We start from the raw sequence: 18037 nt of genomic DNA on the forward strand, positions 1-18037 counted from the left end.
TTGCAGGCAGGATATAATGAGAGGTTAAAAGGGCTTTTATAGCTTAATATTTTGTTGAGTTGAGCGACCATGAAAAAGTTTAAAAGTTCCGGGTTCAAAGAAAGGGTGGCGATATAGGCTTTGGGTCAACCCCGCAATAGCATTTCGTTAGATTTAGTTATGTGACATAACCATTATTAAAATTGGCTTTACCAAGAGGTAATTGAACCAGGTGTTGGCAGGGCAATTATGGGTGATTAGAGCGGCTCAAGATGCAAAAAACTTAATAACGTATTAACAGAGAGCTTGCGTAGGTAAGCTTAATTTCGTCACCTGTTTTGATTATAAATCATTTAATCTGGTGAGGCCATCAAATCTTTCTAAAATCAATTACCAAACGAGTGTTGGTGCCGCTGCAATAATATTCATTAAACGGTACTGCCAGTTACTGTTTCTTTTGGCGATCATTTCTCTCGGTGTATCTTGTAAAAAAAGTACTGACGTGAAACCGGTGAGCAAAAAGATGGTGCTGGTTTATATGGAAGCCAATAACGATTTAAGGTATGATGCACTGAACAGCATTAACAGCATGGAGAAAGGTGCTGCAAATTTAGACGGCACATTATTGGTTTATATTAAAACGAATAGCAGTAACTCTTATCTGCTTAAAATAAAACACGACGAAGATGGCAACAGGATTGTGAGCGATACCGTTAAAACGTTCGGCTATACGGCGCCTTCCGATCCTAATGTAGTTAAGCAAGTAATGCTTTATGCGCAATCCGAATTTCCGGCGCAGAGTTATGGACTGATACTTTGGTCGCATGCCACATCATGGGCACCGGCCAGTACAAAAGTTAAAGTTCAATCTTTCGGGTCAGACTCGGGCAAGGAAATGGATATTATTGATCTTAAAAATGCTTTACCAGACAATTTAAGTTTCATTGTTTTTGATGCCTGCTCTATGGGCGGTGTAGAGGTGCTATACGAGTTTAAGGATAAGGCAAAGTACATCATTGCATCACCCACCGAAACGCTTTCCGAAAGTTTCCCTTATCAGAAGATCGTTCCATTGCTTTTTCAGGACGACGAGAATCTGAGTTCGGTTGCCAAAGCATATTTTAACTACTATAATGCCTATACAGATGACCGGCAATCGGCAACAGTTGTATTGGTTAAAACAAGTGAACTGACACCTCTGGCTACCGGGTTGAATACGCTAATGCACAAGCAAAAAAAATACGGAGATCAGTTGATTAGCACCGGCGTTCAGCGTTTGGATTATACCGCAAACTTTCCGGTGGCTAACTATGATTTCGGAGATTATCTGGATCACAATTTTACCATAGCTGATTTAAGCAGCATCAACTTGCAATTAAATAAAACAATTCTCTACAAAGCCGCCACGGCTAACTTCATTGGTGTGCCTATTAAAAAATTCTCTGGCCTAACCTGCGCTATACCTTACACCGGTGATGCAAATTTGAGTTACTATCAAAAGCTACAATGGTACACAGGTGCGGGTCTTGATCTATTGTTCAGAAATTAACCTGGTGTCGCCACGCTTTTATTCGATTAAAGAATTTTCATAACTAACGCGGTTAAAGTTTTCTCATATATTAACCTCCTGATACAAACGCCCGGAAGGTCATTATTACCAATACATGACTTGCACCCACCGCCCGTATCCTTACATTTGTTGATCTAATAAAGCTGCTGATGAAGAAAATTGGATTTTTATCGTTCGGGCATTGGGCAAACCATGCTGCCTACCAAACCCGTACCGCAGGCGATACCCTGTTGCAATCTATTGATCTGGCTGTTGCTGCCGAAGAAATTGGTTTGGATGGCGCCTATTTCCGTGTGCATCACTTTGCACGCCAGCTGGCTTCGCCATTTCCACTGCTTTCGGCTATTGGGGCTAAAACCAGCAAAATAGAGATTGGCACAGGTGTAATTGATATGCGCTACGAAAACCCAATGTATATGGTAGAAGATGCCGGCGCTGCCGATCTTATTTCGGGAGGCCGACTACAACTGGGCATCAGCAGAGGGTCGCCAGAGCAGGTGATCGACGGCTGGCGCTATTTTGGTTACGAACCTGCCAAGGGCGAAACCGATGCCGATATGGGGCGCAAAAAAGCTTTAGAATTTTTAGATAAATTAAGCGGTGAGGGCTTTGCCCAACCCAACCCTAACCCGATGTTCCCCAATCCGCCGGGGTTGTTATCGCTGGAGCCACATTCTGAGGGTTTGCGCGAACGCATCTGGTGGGGAGCGGGCTCAAACGCAACCGCAATTTGGGCAGCCGAGCAAGGCATGCACTTGCAAAGCTCAACCCTTAAGTTTGATGAAAGCGGTAAACCATTCCACATCCAGCAGGCCGAACAGATCAGGTTGTACAAAGAAGCCTGGCAAAAAGCAGGTCACCAGCGTGAGGCGAGGGTTTCTGTAAGCCGGTCTATTTTTGCATTGGTGAGCGAGCAGGATAGATATTACTTCGGTCAGCAAGGCAAAGGGGCTGATAGCTTTGGTTACATTGAAGCCGATAAACGTGCAGTTTTTGGAAAAAGCTACGCTGCCGAACCCGACCAGCTTATCAAAGAACTGGCTAATGACGAAGCAATACAGGAAGCAGATACCGTACTTTTAACCATACCCAATACTTTAGGGGTTGATTACAATATCCATGTGCTATCTGCAATTTTAGAGCACGTTGCCCCTGGTCTCGGCTGGCGATAGTAATTGTGCAATCTTAAGCTGAAGCATTTGCTTCTCTGTTTTCGATGCCGATAATTGAATGGCGAGCTGATAATGGCTGATGGCGTGTTGTGCATCAACCGAAGTATAAAGATACCCTAACAGCGAATGGTACTGGTGGTTGTTCGTCAGGTTCAAGTGTTCGGCCTCTGTAATGGCGCACTCATTCCCCTGTACCTTAGCTAAGGCGAAGACACGGTTAAGTGCTGCCATAGGCGAGTAAGCAATGGTTAAGAGATTATCGTAAAGCTGTAAAATGTTCTGCCATTTGTTTTCGGCTACCGGGGTGGTGTGCCAATAGGCAATGGCAGCTTCGAGGTGGTATTTAGACACATCATTACTTTCGAAGGCATTAATGAGGTAGAAGTTACCTTTTTCAATAAGGCTTTGGTCCCACAGGTTTTTGTCCTGGTTTTCCAGCAAAACAACCTCGTGGTTATCGTCAATACGCGAGCCTATCCTCGAACTTTGAAAACACATTAATGCCAGCAGCGCATTGGTTTGCGAGGTATTGGTCAACGGGTTTTCTGTAAGCACCAGTAACAGCCTCATGGCTTCAGAACAAAGATCCTTGCGGATAAACAGATCGGCTGTTTTAGAAAAATAACCTTCGTTAAACAGCAGGTAAAGCGTGGTAAGCACTGTGCTTAATCTCGATGTAATTTCTGCCGCGGGCGGCACCTTAACATGCAATCTATCTTTACGTAATACCTCCCGCGCTCTTAGCAACCGCTTTTTAATGGTCTCCGTTTTTGCCACAAACGCATTGGCTATTTCCTGTATGCTGAAACCGCAAAGGATTTGAAGCGCCAGGCAAACCTGCGCTTCGGCCGAGTTAACGGGGTTGCAAACCGCAAAAATCATAGCCAGCTGGCTATCTGCAATATCCTTGCTATCAAATTCAAGATCGTTAACACTTTCCTGCTCATCGGTAGCAATATGCTGCTTAACCTTGCTTTCAAAAACAGCAATGTGTTTAAAGTAATCCTTGGCTTTATTTTTTGCAACGGTATAAAGCCAGGCTGTGGGGTTTTCGGGCATGCCCTTAATGGGCCAACTTTCTGATGCCTTTAAAAAAGTATCGGCAGCAATATCCTCGGCAATTTCAATATCCCTTAAATCAAATTTCTTACAGAGTACAGCTACAATTTTACTATACTCGGTTCTAAACAGGTGCGGGGTTATTTCATGTTGCTGCATAACAGATTAAGGCCTTTGCCTTTACGCAAAGGCCTGGGTAATTGTTATAAGGGGTTAATTTCTCTTACCTCAACATTACCGCCCTGCAATAATACCGGGCAACCATTGGCCAGTTCTGCCGCCTCATCCAATGATTCAGCCTTTACCACTATGTAGCCTAAAATTGATTCTTTGATCTCGGCATAAGGCCCGTCAGAAATAACGTTGTCAGCGTTTACTACTTTACCGGCTGGCATTAAGCGGTTGCCCCGGTCGGCCAGGTTTCCTTTGGCTGCAATACCGGCTACCCAGTTCATCCATGTTTGAGTTAAGGCCTGCATTTCTTCTGGCGATAGCTGTGGCATCGCTTTGTAATCTGCTCTGAAGATTAATAAGAAGTCTTTCATGTTTTATTTATTTAAGTTTTGCCCTGATGACGATCCTTATACCAGGATGGGGACAAACTATGATATATTTTTATTGAACGATGATTCTGCCGTTAAGTTAAGAAAGAGTACTGACCTGACAATATAGTCTAAAACTATAGCCTTTGTTCTGAATCATCAATTTGTTTACTAAATTGTGTTCGATGTATCATGAAGGCAGCTAAACAAAACTTTGGCTCGAATGAAAAAAGTTTATTACTTAGAAGTTGATAAAAAAAGAATCGGGCATACTGAATTTGAATATGCAGATCCTCCAATGGGTGTTGTATATGGAAAAATATTATTTAATGGGATCAAATTTCCTTATGATTTTCTCAAAGATCATTGTGTTAAATATAATGTTCAAATAAATTCAGACGATCCTAATCATCGTTTTATAGATACGGTTATAATTCCCCGGTTAAAAGTTTTTTTACCAAGTGGAGAAGAACTAATGGGTTGGGGCGGAGCAATAAACGGCACGGAAGCGGATGGTTTTGAAATTCAATTTAGTGGTATTTCATCGGAAATAATGCAAAATGAATTTGTACATCATTATCTTAAATATTACGGGCAATAATAAATATCTACACCCTCTATGCGGGTTCTTGTTCCACTATATTCGCATGTGATCAAACCAATATCCTATCTTTAAAAATGCACCACCAGGAATTTGCCCCTCCCGAAGAACTCCGCGATACCATTAACTGCTTTTGGTATAACAGAAGAGACGGTGCCCAACAACAAGCTGCTTTCGAAGTTCAGCCCGATGGCTATGCCGAAATTATTTTTTACTTCGGGAGTACTATCAGCTACGTTCATAATGGCGACTTGCAGCCCTTGCCTTCGCCATTTATGATGGGGCTACTTAACCAGCCTGCCCTATTTTACGCCCAAAACCGTTTAGAGATTATCGGCATTAGATGTTTCCCCTGGACGGTGTTCGACTTGCTCGGCCTGCCTTCTGATAAAGGTAGCGTGCATATATTTGAGCATCCTATAGCCCAGTTGCAACCTACATTAAGCAAGTGGATTAAGGCTGGCCAAATAGAGGAATCCCTAACCGAGATTAAACAATTTTTGCTGAATGCACGGTCGGCTATTGCCAATAGCAGCATGTTGTTTAAAGCTGGTGTTGCCATGCGCAATGCCAACGGTACTATACCGGTAAGCGAAGTAGCAGCCGCAGCACATGCCACCGTGCGCACACTGGAACGGAATTTCAAGCAATCATCCGGCTATACGGTTAAAGATGTTTCGGCATTAATGCGCTTTGAGCAGGTGCGCAACCGTTTATGGCAACAGCCGGGTGCCAGCCTCTCTGCCCTGGCGCATGAGTTTGGTTACACCGATCAATCACATCTCAGCAGGGAATTTAAACGCTACAGCGGCAGCACACCCGCAGCATTTGCACGCAAAGCAAAGAAAGATAAGCAGGAACTGGGCGATGATTTTGTCGCGTTTGTACAATCCTAAGGCTGTAAGGTTCCTCACCTTTGTGTTGTAATAATTCATAACCATGAACACAACACATCAACATCATAAATCAATACAAACTCAATCTATTTACGACGTTATCATCTCCGGCGCAGGTCCTGTAGGCTTATTCCTGGCTTGCGAACTGGCTCTGGCCAAATGCTCGGTACTGGTACTTGAAAAGGCGGCAGACCCGCACTCGCCCCTCAAGCAAATGCCTTTCGGTATCCGGGGGCTATCCTCCCTTTCTATCGAAACGCTTTACCGCCGCAATATGTTCAACGAGCTCCAACTCTATAAACGCCTTAAAAGCCCGCACCAAAACGCTGGTGAAGGCTCACGCAGGCAGGTTGGGCATTTCGCGGGTATCCCATTCCATGAGGGTGATATCGATGCTTCACACTGGCAATACCGTTTACCCAGCGCTACCCCTACCAGCTTAATGTCTGAAATGCAGGAGCTCGAATCCATTTTCGCCCATCGTGCCGAAGCTCTGGGTGTGGTTATCAAACGCGGAATGGCTATTACCGGCTACGAGCAAACGGAGGAAGAGGTAACGGTTCAAGCAGGCGATCAATCTTTCCGAGCCAAATGGCTGGTAGGTTGCGATGGTGCCCGAAGCGCTGTACGCAAGCTAGGCAATTTTGAATTTGCCGGTACCGAGCCGCAATTTACCGGCTATACCGCCAAGGTTGATATTGCCGACCCCGAGAAGCTTAAACCCGGTAGAAACGTTACGCCGAATGGTATGTACATGCAATCGCAACCGGGCTACCTGATGATCCAGGATTTTGATGCCGGGGCATTTCATAGTTCGGATGAGCAGATAACGCTTCAACATCTGCAGGAGGTGCTACGCCGTATTTCCAGCACCGACGTTACCCTCACCGCCCTGCATGCCGCTACCACCTGGACGGACAGGGCGCGACAAGCTACCGCCTACCTGGACGGACGGACAATTTTAGCAGGCGATGCTGCACACATCCACGCACCATTGGGCGGGCAAGGCCTTAACCTCGGCCTGGGTGATGCCATGAACCTGGGTTGGAAACTTGCCGCAACGATCCATAATAAAGCCCCTGAAGGTTTACTGGATACTTATTTTACTGAACGCCACCCTATTGGTGTACAGGTACTGGATTGGTCGCGTGCACAGGTTTACATCATGGAGCCAACCCCGCAAGCACAGGCCATGCATGCCGTCATTCGTGATTTAATGAATACTCCCGATGGTGCCACCTATTTTGCAGGCCGCGTATGGGGCATTAACACACAATACAACCTCGGTGGTAACCATCCGCTTATTGGTCGCAGTACACCCAATTTTGAGCTGGAGGATGGCACAACTATAGGCGATTTAATGCACAATGGGCTGGGCATTTTGCTTGATTTTAGAGCGAGTGATTCACTCAAAACTTTAGCCGGGCAGTATGGTGATCAGCTAAAATATGTTACAGGCCATGCCAAAGAGCAACTGGGCTTAAGCGCCGTATTGATAAGGCCCGATGGTATTGTTGCCTGGCTTGCTGAAGATGAAGTGGATCAGCAATCGATAAAACAGGCTATTGCGCATTGGTTTAAGCAATAGCCTGTGAATACTAATTAAATGTTTGCCGAAACTCCAGCGGGGAAACATTCATTTTCTTTTTAAAGAGCTTATTAAATGATTGCGGATGTTCGAACCCCAGCTGGTAAGCAATTTCAGCAACGGAAAAGTTGGTTACAGAAAGGTATTCTTTTGCTTTCTCAATCAACTTTTCCTGAATATGCTGTTGGGCACTTTGCCCGGTAAGCGACCGTAATACATCGCTCAAATAATGAGGCGACAGATGCAGTTGATCGGCCAGTGCTTCAACCGAAGGGAGCCCTTTTTCCAAACTGCTCTTGTTGTCAAGATATTCATTCAAAAGTGTTTCCACCCTGGTTAGTATATCGTGATTTACGGCTTTGCGGGTAATAAACTGCCTTTCATAAAACCGGTTACTGTAGTTTAGTAACAGATCGATCTGTGAAAGAATAATATCCTGCGTGTGCCTGTCGATATGCTGGTATTCTTCTTCAATTTTTTGAAAAATCTCTACAATATTCTTCTCTTCTTTTTCCGAAAGATGCAGTGCTTCATTAACCTTATATGAGAAAAAACCATAACCTTTAATGGTGGTGGCAAGGGGGTGCTTGTACAAAAAATCGGGATGCACAAACAAAGCATACCCGGATGAAGGGCTCAGCGCATCGGCAAAGGGGCTATCTAACGAGAGCACCTGTTTAGGCGCAACAAAAGTCATGAGGCCTTTATCGTAATCATAATATTGCTGCCCATATTTAGTTTTGGCGTTAATATTCTTTTTCAAAGAGATACAATAAAAATTCATTGCAAAACGCTCCCATATCAATTCATCCGTAAACTTAATATCCCCTACCCGTACTACACTCACTAAAGGGTGCAGCGGCTCGGGCAGTGATAATAAACGATGGTTTTCTGATATAGAATTAATGAGATGCATCTTTCTTTTTCTTCAAATTTACACGATAAAGCATTACAGGCCTGCTCTTTGTTTTTTATTCTCCTAAAATTTGCTTTCTGATCTCTTTTCTCGATTCCTCACTTCCTATTTCCAGGCGTCTGGCATACATGGCCTTTGCATCATCGCCTGCAACATAACGGACCTGGTCTTTACCATCAGTGGCGGCTTCGTAAACAACCCCTGCAATTTGTTCGGCTGTTGCAGCATTCTGCATCATGGCTTCAACAAGGCCAAACAACTTATCATCTAAATCTTTATAGGCGGGGTGCGAGCTTCGGTCGAGAGATCTGTCTAAAAAATCGGTTGCAATACCGCCGGGCGCTACTGTTTTGATACCTATGTTATGCAAACCCAATTCGAACGACATACTTTCTGACCAGCCTTCTATACCAAATTTGGTAGCATGATAAATAGAATTTAAGGGAAAACCCAATAAACCACCCATAGAGGTTGTACTGATAAACAACCCGCTTTTCTTTTCCCTAAAATGTGGGATAAAAGCATGCGTAACCCTTATTACACCCAAAAGGTTAGTATTAACCTGCTTTAAAATCTGCTCATCGCTCAAGGCCTCCAAAGCACCCATTAACCCATATCCTGCGTTGTTAAACACTACATCTATTGGGTGCAGGGCAATAGATGTAGTAACCGCGTTTTTAATTTGCTCGGTATTGGTTACATCCAGCGGCAATAAGGTTACATTTTCTAATTGGCTTAGCTCGGTTTCCTTTTCAGGGTTTCGCATGGTGGCAATTACATTCCAGCCTTTTGATTGAAATAGTTTAGCAGTAGCTTTTCCTAAACCTGTTGAAGCCCCTGTTATAAATATTGTTTTTTGCATTTTTCTACGTGTTTAAAATTCACACCGCAAAAATCCAACAAATGCTAATGACGGGTGTTTCCAGATCGGGTATAATTGTATCCAAACTGCGGATATTATTTTTAGTCGGATTCGAAAGAAACCGAGCCATACAAGCAAGTAATTTGAGCTGTACAGGAAACAGCCGATAAACTAAACGACTGATCTTTGTGCTGTTAATAAACATAGTCAACAATGAAAAACATAACAAAAATACAACTGGGCAAAAATGGCCCCCTTGTTTCTAAACTGGGTTTGGGCTGCATGCGCATGTCGTCTGTTTGGGGAGGACCAACTAATGATGAAAATGAAAGCATCGCTACTATTCAATCAGCTTTAGATAACGGCATCAATTTTTTAAACACCGGCGATTTTTATGGTGCAGGCCATAACGAACTGCTGGTAGGCAAAGCCATTAAAGGCCGTAGGGACGATGCTTTTATCAGCGTTAAATTTGGCGCTATATTTCACAATGGCCAATGGCTGGGTTTGGATCTTCGCCCTATCGCTATCAAAAACTTTATCAATTACTCATTGGTACGTTTGGGTATCGATACCATCGACCTGTACCAACCATGCCGATTAGATAATAGCGTACCTGTAGAAGATGTGATTGGCACAGTAGCCGACCTGATTAAAGAAGGCAAAGTACGCCACCTCGGCGTATCTGAAATAACAGCCGATCAATTGCGCCAGGCTAACAGTGTATATCCTGTAAGCGCATTGGAAATAGGTTATTCATTGGCAGACCGCCAAATAGAAAAAGACCTGTTACCCACAGCCAAAGAACTGGGCATAGGTGTAGTAGCCTTTGCCAACACAGCCGAAGGTTTGTTAACAGGCGAAATGAAAGCACCACTGCCTGCTAATAGCTATCATAATCATTTCTCGCGTTTTCAGGGTGAGAACCTGGTTAAGAACCTCGAAAAAGTGGAAGTGCTAAAGCAAATGGCAGCAGACAAAGGCTTTACGCCAACACAACTAGCTATTGCCTGGGTAAATGCACAATGCAATGATATTATGCCATTGGTGAGCATGAGCCGCAGAACACGTTTGCCTGAAAACATGCAAGCTATGGAAATTGAATTCACGCCTGAAGAAATGAATACTTTAAACACCCAGTTTGCACCGGGTGCCATAGTTGGCAGCACTTATTTACAACGATAAATATTAGGAGGGGTTACACAATATCGAACACTGAATATCCAATATTGAATAATGAAGGAATGCTTCGATATTGAATATTCAAAATTTATTATTCGATATTATACAACTCATGTGTACCCCTCCTATTTTATATCTTTATATCCATGACTAACCCAACCGAAATAATACCGGGCGTGATCTTTTACTCTTACCTCTCCACCGCGCGAAAGGATAAGGTTGGGTTTCTGTCGCATAACACCCTGGTAATGCAGGTTTCGGGGCAGTTTACGTTGGAAACATCTGGTCAGAAAATTTCGATGAGAGGTGGTCAAATGTTGCTGATCGGTAAAAACCAACTGGCGCAAATTACCAAAACCCCACTGCCTGATGAGGATTACGAAACTATCGTTATTTCCTTGCAGGAAGATCTGCTCAGAAAAATTGCGCACGATGAACACATTGAATTACCGCAGAAATACACCGGTCCGTCAAATATTTTAATCCCCGGGAACGATTTTTTGCAGGGCTACTTTCAATCTGTAATACCTTATGTGCGGAACGCTTCAGAAAAGTTAACAACCGAAATGGGCATTTTAAAAGTGCACGAAGGCGTAAAGCTATTGCTGCATAGCATGCCCGAACTCAAAGCGTTCTTATTCGATTTTTCTGAGCCTTATAAAATTGATCTGGAAAAGTTTATGCTCAGCAATTTCCATTTCAATATCCCTGTCGAGAAATTTGCACAACTTACTGGTAGAAGCCTTGCGGGCTTTAAGCGCGATTTTCAGAAAATATTCAACATGGCACCCCGTCATTGGTTACAGGAAAAACGCCTGACCGAAGCCCGACATATTATAGAAACCAGGCACAAGAAACCATCTGCCATTTACCTCGACCTGGGGTTTGAAAGCCTCTCTCATTTCTCGCACGCTTTTAAGAAAAAGTTTGGAAAGGCTCCAACTGAGTGGCTACAGTAACTCTCATTTCGCCTACAAAATCCCTCAATTAGGCTACATCCCAAAACTTGTATCTAACCACCTTTGATGTATCATTAATTGAAAGACAACATGACACATCAAAATGAAAATTCGACTGCTAAGGTTTGGTTTATAACAGGTGCATCACGTGGCTTTGGCCGCGTTTGGGCCGATGCTGCCTTAAAACGTGGTGATAAGGTTGCTGCCACTGCACGCAAACTGGAAAGCATTGCTGATTTAAAAGAGAAGTATGGCGAAAACGTACTAACCCTTGAGCTCGACGTTACCAATGCAGACCAGGCAAAAGCTGCCGTAACACAAGCCCACGCACATTTCGGCAGGCTGGACATTGTGCTTAATAATGCCGGCTACTCTTTAGTGGGTACCATTGAGGAAGCCAGTGCAGATGATGTAAGGGCATTGTACGAAACCAATATTTTCGGTACGCTTGCGGTTATACAGGCGGCATTGCCTTTACTGCGTACGCAGGGTGGCGGCCATATCCTCGGCACTTCAAGCGGGCTTGGGCATGTAACTATGCCGGTTATCGGCTATTATGCCTCTTCGAAATGGGCGTTCGAGGCCATTCACGAAAGTCTGGCGGCAGAGGTTGCACCTTTTGGCATTAAGGTTACTATTATAGAGCCGGGTGCTTATGCCACTGAGTTCGGCAGCCAGGATTCTTTAAAGTTTGCAGCCGGTATGGAGATCTACACCGATTTTAAAACACAGTTTGTAGACCGGTTAAGAACTTTAGAGCGTGGCGACCCGGAAGCTACGCCGCAAGCACTTTTCCAGATTGTTGATGCAGAAAACCCACCTTTACGATTTAACCTCGGTAGTCACAATTTAGGCTGGGTGCGCGATGCGTACAACGAGCGTTTGGCAACCTGGGAAGCATGGCAAGAGGTATCAAACTCGGCACAGGGCGAACCCAAATAAAACAGTAGCCAATATAACCGGTAATTAAAACGTTATCGGTTATATTGCTTTAAATTTTTCGGCATGAAGAAGGAAGAAAACACCCCGCCCAAATATGGTTCGCTGTCAGAGGTTCACCGCGCTTTTGGTTTGCCAAAGCCGTTGCATCCGCTAATCAGTCTGCTTAATGGAGCTGATCAGGAGTTGGTGGTAACCCGGCCATCGGGTTCGCATGTGTTGAGTTTTTATAAGATCTCGTATCGGCCCCGATCAACTGGAAAACTGAAATACGGGCAGGATTATTATGATTTTGACGAAGCAGGCTTATTATTTGCCGCCCCCAACCAAATAGTTGGCGGGCACGAAGATGACCCTACTCGGGCGTGTTCGTTATATACCCTACTTATCCACCCCGATTTTTTGTGGAATTATCCGCTGGCTAAAAAGATCAAGCAGTACGGGTTCTTTTCTTATTCTGCTAACGAGGCACTGCATTTATCTGATAAGGAAAAAACGACCATCATCGCCATTTTCAAAAATATTGAAGAAGAGTTAAACAGCCGGATAGACGATTTTAGTCAGGACGTAATTATCTCCCAAATTGAATTGCTGCTCAATTATGCCAACCGCTTTTACAAACGCCAGTTTATTACCCGCAAGGCCGTAAGCCATAATCTTTTAGAGAAGATGGAGGAAACGCTGGACGAATACTTCAACAGTGAAAAATCATTAAGCGAAGGTATCCCAACCGTTCAGTACCTTTCCGCCGAGCTCAATATATCGCCAAGTTATTTGAGTGATATGCTGCGTTCGCTAACCGGGCAAAATGCGCAGCAACACATTCACCATAAACTGATAGAGAAAGCGAAAGAAAAACTATCAACCACCAGCTTATCGGTAAGTGAAGTTGCTTACCAGTTAGGGTTCGAACATTCACAATCGTTCAGTAAGCTGTTTAAAAGCAAAACGAGTTTATCGCCATTGGAGTTCAGGCAGTCGTTTAATTAAGATAGGGCTACAATCCGTTTTTTTAGGAAACAAAGTTTTTCGATGAAGGACCAATAGTAAAACGATGATGATTCGGAGTTTTCGCGGTTATGTGGCTGCTTCCCCCTTCATAAAATGAAGTTACAGCACCTCCCTTAATATCATTTCTACCAATGATGATCACCTCTGGCATTTGCCACATCTTTTTAATTGCAGTAGTGTTTTTATTCTCCATTATTAATCAACTTATTAATCGAGTTCTAAAAATATTAATTCTTCAGGATACGTAGCTGTTAAAAGTAGCGGGGCTGACGGCAATTACGGAATGAGGAGCATTTACCTTTGTAATATGCTGAGATGCCCCCTCATGAAAAGTGGGGTTAGGGCCGCCTCCATTAACATTATTTGTGGCAATTATTATCACCTCTGGCGTATGCCATGCTTTCTTTATAGCCATAGCGCTTTATTAACCAATGACTTAAACCCATATAATTAATTTTAATTTACAATAATTTCTGCAAAAGAGAATACAGCCTTTTATTTTTTAAAAGCATGTATACTTGTTTCAAATTGCAACTTGCAACTTCTAAACTTTAACAAGAGTCCATTCTTTGATTATAAAGCCTGAATTTTAGCAGATAATCAAATCAGGATGATCAAAAACTTATACTTATTATCTGCCCTTGCTGTAACTATATGCCTCGGCTCGTGCAGCAGCCCCATGAAAATTGTTGCCTCGTGGGTAAACACCGAAGAAATAAAGCCCGAGCCTTATAAAAGCGTTTTCATTATTGCGCTCACCGGCAACCTCGAAGCCAAAAGGGCTATTGAAAACGACCTCGCCACTGCTGCCGAAGCAAGGGGCTTGAAAGTTTATAAAAGCATTGTAGTTTTCGGCCCGTTCTCGGGCAAGTCGAGCATACCAGCAAAAGATATTGTTTCTAAAAAAGTGGCCGAGCTTGGCTGTGAGGCTATTTTTACCGTGGCATTGGTTGATAAAGAAATCACAACTACTTATCGCCCGGCTTCAACCACCGTGGTTGGAGGAGGGTATTATGGAGGCGGCGGATATTATAATGGCAGCTATCCTACTTATCCCTATTATGGGAGCTTTGGCGGATACTATGCCTACAGCGCGATTTACTACGATCCGGGTTATTACTCGGTAGATAAAAAGTATGCCTTAGAAGCCAACATCTACGATGCCAAAACCGAGAAGCTGATTATTTCTATCGAATCAAAAGCAGCCAATCCTTCGGGTATCAAGAAAGCGAGCCAGCAGTATACCCAATTACTGGCCGATGAAATTTCGCGGTTAAGACCGGTAAAGAAATAATAAAAGCCCTGAAAGATTACCTTTCAGGGCTTTTATTATAATTGTAAAGGAGCTTTGTTTATGATTTAATAAATTCCAGCAGGTCTTTATTAATCGTTGCTGCTTCGGTAGCAGGCATACCATGCGGGAAACCCGGATATGAAATCAGCTTACCGTTTTTAACAAGCTTAACAGCTTTTGCACCAGAAAGCGCGAACGGAACAATTTGATCGTCTTCGCCATGTAATACCAATACAGGGATGTCAACACTTTTCAGGTCTTCGGTAAAGTCTGTTTCAGAAAATGCTTTAATACCTTCAACGTGTGCTTTAACACCGCCCATCATACCCTGGCGCCACCAGTTGTGTCTGATCCCTTCTGATATTTTTGCACCTTCACGGTTGTAACCGTAAAACGGAATGGTAAAGTCCTGGAAATATTGCGCCCTGTTATAAGCTGTACCTTCACGGATTTCATCAAATACTGATACCGGCACACCATCCGGGTTGCTTTCGCTTTGTATCATTATTGGGGTAACAGCGCTAATTAATACCACCTTAGCAACACGGTCTTTACCCAAACCTGCAGCGTAATGGATAGCCTCGCCACCACCTGTTGAGTGGCCGATGTGTACTGCATCACGCAGATCAAGCGCTTCGGTAATTGTAGCAACATCTGATGCATAAGTATCCATGTTATGCCCTTCAGAAGCCTGGCCCGATCTGCCATGGCCGCGACGGTCGTAAGCAATAACCCTGTATCCTTCCTTAAGGAAAAACATCAGTTGTGCATCCCAGTCATCACTTGATAATGGCCATCCGTGATGAAAAAAAAGTGGCTTCCCGGTTCCCCAATCTTTGTAATAAAGTTCGGTTCCGTCTTTTGCTTTAATTGTGCTCATGTGTGTTTGATTTGGATATGTGTGATTATAGAAAATGTAGCTGTTATTTGTTTTTCAAAAATAGGTTAGATGTAAAACCACGTTTACTCCATTACAAATATCGGGGCACTCCCCTTTATGCTGATTTATCCAGCATCGCACCGGCTGATAATCGAAATTAATAAATTAAAGTTGAGTTATAAATCAAATTACTCAAAATAACTCAAGGTTTGTTAATAATTTTCTAAATATTTCGTTTCATAAATCACATGATGCCCGATATATGATTTACTGGCACGAAGGCCTATTAAAAGGCAGCAAAAATTAATACCAGTACTGCATGGATGAAAAGCTCGCTATTTGAACTATCTTTAATTAAAGCAAGCCAATTTTCAATCATGCCAACCGAAGAATTTAATAAAGCCTTTGCCAATGAATGGATTTCGGCCTGGAATAGCCATAATATTGATGCCATTATGAGCCATTACGCCGATGATATTGAATTTTATTCGCCGGTGATTATCAGGTTAAATATTAATGCGGAAGGCAAGATCAGTAATAAGGAAGATTTGAAAGCGTATTTTCTGAAAGGCCTTTCTGCTTACCCAGATCTTCATTTTAATTTGCAGTATGTGCTTTCGGGACTGGGTTCGGTGGTATTATATTATGAAAGTATCAATAATACCATGAGTGCTGAGTTTATGCAGCTGAATGATGAGGGGAAGGTTACCGAGGTGCGGGCGCACTATAGCAGCAAGTGAAAGGTGGCATTACATCAACATATCTGATACCCTGATTATTTAGATTTGTATCAATGGATGCATTTATCACCGACGAGGTAATTCCCAAATATCCCTTTGAGCCTGATCAACAGACGGGCAATACCATGTTCCGTATTACGCAGAACGATTGTGTGGTTAACTACCGCAAGTCGGACTTTTTGGTGCCGCACCGTAAGAATTATTATTTTATGGCCTTTGTGAAAGATGGCCGTAACCGCCACTGGATAGATACCACGCCATACACCATCAAATCAAAAGCCTTTTATTTTACCGTTCCGCACCAGGTGCATCTGAAAGAAGTGAGCGAGCCCTTTACTGGTGTAAGTATCAGTTTTACAGATGATTTTCTGGCAATGGATGAAAGCAATTCGCTCAAAAACTTACCCATCATCCAAAATCCTGATAACGGACACGAGCTGTTGCTGAGCGATGAAGATTTTAAATTCGTTGACGATCTGACCGAAAAAATCTTCGCCGAGTACCATAGCAAAAACGATTGGCAGCATAACATGCTGCTGGCTTACATGAAAGTATTGTTGATTTATTTAAGCCGTTTGTATACCGAGCAGTTCACTTATCAGGAACAATCTCCTGGCAGATTATTGCTAAAAAAGTACCTGGCTAAAATAGACGAGGCTTACACCAATAACCACGAGGTGGCTGACTATGCCGATATGTTGAATATTTCGCCCGGTCATTTAAGCGAGCTGGTGAAGGAGCAAAGCGGTAAACCCGCCATTACCCATATCCACGAACGGTTGATTGTTGAAGCCAAGCGACTGTTATTCCATACCGATTTTGCGGTGAAAGAGATTGCTTTTTATCTTGGCTTTGAGGAGGCATCGTACTTTAACCGATTCTTTAAACGGCTTACAGATACTACGCCGGTTAACTTCAGAAACGCCATCCGCGAAATGTACCATTGAAACCGTTAGGAGTGCCGTATTACTTTTAACCGTGGCCATACTTTTGTACTGTATAATTTAAAAGAACCAAATGAAAACAGTATTAATAACAGGAGCCAACAAAAGTATCGGCTTCGAAACGGCAAGACAACTGGCACAACAAGGATATTTTGTTTACCTCGGCAGCCGCACACTTGATAAAGGCGAAGAGGCTGTAAAGCAATTCAAAGCCGAAGGTTTAACCAACATTGAAGCCATACAGATTGATGTAACCGATAAGGCATCGATAGAAAGCGCGAAAAATACCTTAAGTCAAAAACTCAGCTCGCTTGATGTATTGATTAATAATGCAGGCATAAGTGGCGGTTTTCCGCAAACTATTGAGGGAACAAGTACAGATACCGTTCGCGAAGTTTTTAACACCAACTTTTTCGGCGTGATCGATGTTACCCAGGTATTTTTAGATCTGCTTAAAAAATCAGACGCACCACGTATAGTTAATGTAACCTCTGGTCTCGGTTCACTTACCTTGCATAGCGACCCAAGCTGGCAATATTATAATATAAAAGGAGTGGCTTATGGCCCCTCAAAAACTGCATTAAACGCTTACACTACCGTATTGGCTTACGAGTTAAGGGATACCAATTTTAAAGTAAATGCGGTTGATCCCGGATATACAAAAACGGATTTTAACAACCATCGCGGCCCTACCGATGTTTCTGTTGCGGCAGAGTATGTTGTTAGATGCGCCACCTTTGGCGAGGACGGCCCTACAGGGCGATTCATCAGTTATGAGAATAACGCACAAACGGGTGAAATTCCCTGGTAATATATTATAGCTATTGAAAAGCCACCCTTTGGGTGGCTTTCTTTTTTTGGAGTGATACTGGCCAACCAAACAATCTTCCTCTTCTGGCAGTT

The 18037-nt window shown here is 43.2% G+C and carries 20 protein-coding genes; 13 read left to right on the forward strand and 7 right to left on the reverse strand.

The annotated features are described in order from the left end of the window. Positions 1 to 340 precede the first annotated feature (340 nt). Positions 341 to 1528, forward strand: coding sequence for a clostripain-related cysteine peptidase (locus PQO05_RS22800; RefSeq protein ID WP_273629762.1), 1188 nt, complete (start codon positions 341 to 343; stop codon positions 1526 to 1528). Positions 1529 to 1698: 170 nt separating this feature from the next. Further along, on the forward strand, positions 1699 to 2721 hold the full coding sequence (locus tag PQO05_RS22805) for an LLM class flavin-dependent oxidoreductase (protein ID WP_273629763.1): 1023 nt from the start codon (positions 1699 to 1701) through the stop codon (positions 2719 to 2721). On the opposite strand, the gene PQO05_RS22810 is transcribed toward PQO05_RS22805, so the two are convergent. Together PQO05_RS22810 and PQO05_RS22815 are read right to left on the reverse strand one after the other, a co-directional pair. Then, positions 2686 to 3939: an RNA polymerase sigma factor gene (locus PQO05_RS22810; RefSeq protein ID WP_273629764.1), complete on the reverse strand. Its 1254-nt coding sequence runs from the start codon at positions 3937 to 3939 to the stop codon at positions 2686 to 2688. The two genes, PQO05_RS22805 and PQO05_RS22810, sit on opposite strands and share 36 nt — an antisense overlap. A 44-nt stretch (positions 3940 to 3983) precedes the next feature. Next, positions 3984 to 4325 (reverse strand): YciI family protein, encoded by a 342-nt coding sequence (locus tag PQO05_RS22815; protein WP_273629765.1) that lies wholly within the window; start codon positions 4323 to 4325, stop codon positions 3984 to 3986. A 220-nt stretch (positions 4326 to 4545) separates the two neighbouring features. On the opposite strand from PQO05_RS22815, the gene PQO05_RS22820 reads away from it, so the two are divergent. From PQO05_RS22820 to PQO05_RS22830, 3 genes are all read left to right on the forward strand, one after another. After that, the gene (locus PQO05_RS22820; protein ID WP_273629766.1) at positions 4546 to 4923 is read left to right on the forward strand and encodes a hypothetical protein; all 378 of its coding nucleotides are present in this window, start codon (positions 4546 to 4548) and stop codon (positions 4921 to 4923) included. Positions 4924 to 5000: 77 nt separating this feature from the next. Continuing rightward, entirely contained in the window at positions 5001 to 5819 is an 819-nt protein-coding gene (locus PQO05_RS22825) for an AraC family transcriptional regulator (protein WP_273629767.1), read from the forward strand. Positions 5820 to 5862: 43 nt separating this feature from the next. Further along, on the forward strand, positions 5863 to 7407 hold the full coding sequence (locus PQO05_RS22830; RefSeq protein ID WP_273629768.1) for an FAD-dependent monooxygenase: 1545 nt from the start codon (positions 5863 to 5865) through the stop codon (positions 7405 to 7407). Positions 7408 to 7417: 10 nt separating this feature from the next. Here the strand turns inward: PQO05_RS22830 and PQO05_RS22835 are convergent, their stop codons facing one another. Both PQO05_RS22835 and PQO05_RS22840 read right to left on the reverse strand, forming a co-directional pair. Beyond that, entirely contained in the window at positions 7418 to 8323 is a 906-nt protein-coding gene (locus PQO05_RS22835; RefSeq protein ID WP_273629769.1) for a helix-turn-helix domain-containing protein, read from the reverse strand. 55 nt (positions 8324 to 8378) lie between these two features. Then, positions 8379 to 9185 carry an SDR family oxidoreductase gene (locus PQO05_RS22840; protein WP_273629770.1) on the reverse strand — a complete coding sequence of 269 codons (807 nt, stop codon included), beginning with the start codon at positions 9183 to 9185 and terminating at the stop codon, positions 8379 to 8381. Positions 9186 to 9398: 213 nt separating this feature from the next. Between PQO05_RS22840 and PQO05_RS22845 the strand changes: the two genes are divergently transcribed. From PQO05_RS22845 to PQO05_RS22860, 4 genes are all read left to right on the forward strand, one after another. Next, entirely contained in the window at positions 9399 to 10370 is a 972-nt protein-coding gene (locus PQO05_RS22845) for an aldo/keto reductase (protein ID WP_273629771.1), read from the forward strand. 143 nt (positions 10371 to 10513) lie between these two features. Continuing rightward, a complete protein-coding gene (locus PQO05_RS22850) occupies positions 10514 to 11326 on the forward strand; it encodes a helix-turn-helix domain-containing protein (protein WP_273629772.1) in 813 nt (270 codons plus the stop codon). A gap of 90 nt (positions 11327 to 11416) precedes the next feature. After that, positions 11417 to 12268 (forward strand): SDR family NAD(P)-dependent oxidoreductase, encoded by an 852-nt coding sequence (locus PQO05_RS22855; RefSeq protein WP_273629773.1) that lies wholly within the window; start codon positions 11417 to 11419, stop codon positions 12266 to 12268. A 63-nt stretch (positions 12269 to 12331) separates the two neighbouring features. Continuing rightward, positions 12332 to 13255: a helix-turn-helix domain-containing protein gene (locus tag PQO05_RS22860; RefSeq protein ID WP_273629774.1), complete on the forward strand. Its 924-nt coding sequence runs from the start codon at positions 12332 to 12334 to the stop codon at positions 13253 to 13255. Positions 13256 to 13277: 22 nt separating this feature from the next. On the opposite strand, the gene PQO05_RS22865 is transcribed toward PQO05_RS22860, so the two are convergent. Beyond that, a complete protein-coding gene (locus tag PQO05_RS22865; protein WP_273629775.1) occupies positions 13278 to 13469 on the reverse strand; it encodes a hypothetical protein in 192 nt (63 codons plus the stop codon). 42 nt (positions 13470 to 13511) lie between these two features. After that, positions 13512 to 13691, reverse strand: coding sequence for a hypothetical protein (locus PQO05_RS22870; RefSeq protein ID WP_273629776.1), 180 nt, complete (start codon positions 13689 to 13691; stop codon positions 13512 to 13514). A gap of 195 nt (positions 13692 to 13886) precedes the next feature. Between PQO05_RS22870 and PQO05_RS22875 the strand changes: the two genes are divergently transcribed. Then, positions 13887 to 14570 carry a hypothetical protein gene (locus PQO05_RS22875; RefSeq protein WP_273629777.1) on the forward strand — a complete coding sequence of 228 codons (684 nt, stop codon included), beginning with the start codon at positions 13887 to 13889 and terminating at the stop codon, positions 14568 to 14570. Between the two features lie 58 nt (positions 14571 to 14628). On the opposite strand, the gene PQO05_RS22880 is transcribed toward PQO05_RS22875, so the two are convergent. Next, a complete protein-coding gene (locus tag PQO05_RS22880; protein ID WP_273629778.1) occupies positions 14629 to 15450 on the reverse strand; it encodes an alpha/beta fold hydrolase in 822 nt (273 codons plus the stop codon). A gap of 377 nt (positions 15451 to 15827) precedes the next feature. On the opposite strand from PQO05_RS22880, the gene PQO05_RS22885 reads away from it, so the two are divergent. The 3 genes from PQO05_RS22885 to PQO05_RS22895 all read left to right on the forward strand — a co-directional run bounded on the left by PQO05_RS22885 (position 15828) and on the right by PQO05_RS22895 (position 17945). Beyond that, the gene (locus PQO05_RS22885; protein ID WP_273629779.1) at positions 15828 to 16190 is read left to right on the forward strand and encodes a nuclear transport factor 2 family protein; all 363 of its coding nucleotides are present in this window, start codon (positions 15828 to 15830) and stop codon (positions 16188 to 16190) included. Between the two features lie 53 nt (positions 16191 to 16243). Next, positions 16244 to 17137, forward strand: coding sequence for an AraC family transcriptional regulator (locus PQO05_RS22890; RefSeq protein WP_273629780.1), 894 nt, complete (start codon positions 16244 to 16246; stop codon positions 17135 to 17137). Positions 17138 to 17207: 70 nt separating this feature from the next. After that, positions 17208 to 17945, forward strand: a complete 738-nt coding sequence (locus tag PQO05_RS22895) for an SDR family oxidoreductase (protein WP_273629781.1) — start codon at positions 17208 to 17210, stop codon at positions 17943 to 17945. Positions 17946 to 18037 lie beyond the last annotated feature (92 nt).

Source organism: Mucilaginibacter jinjuensis (genome assembly GCF_028596025.1).
Taxonomy (GTDB): Bacteria; Bacteroidota; Bacteroidia; order Sphingobacteriales; family Sphingobacteriaceae; genus Mucilaginibacter; species Mucilaginibacter jinjuensis.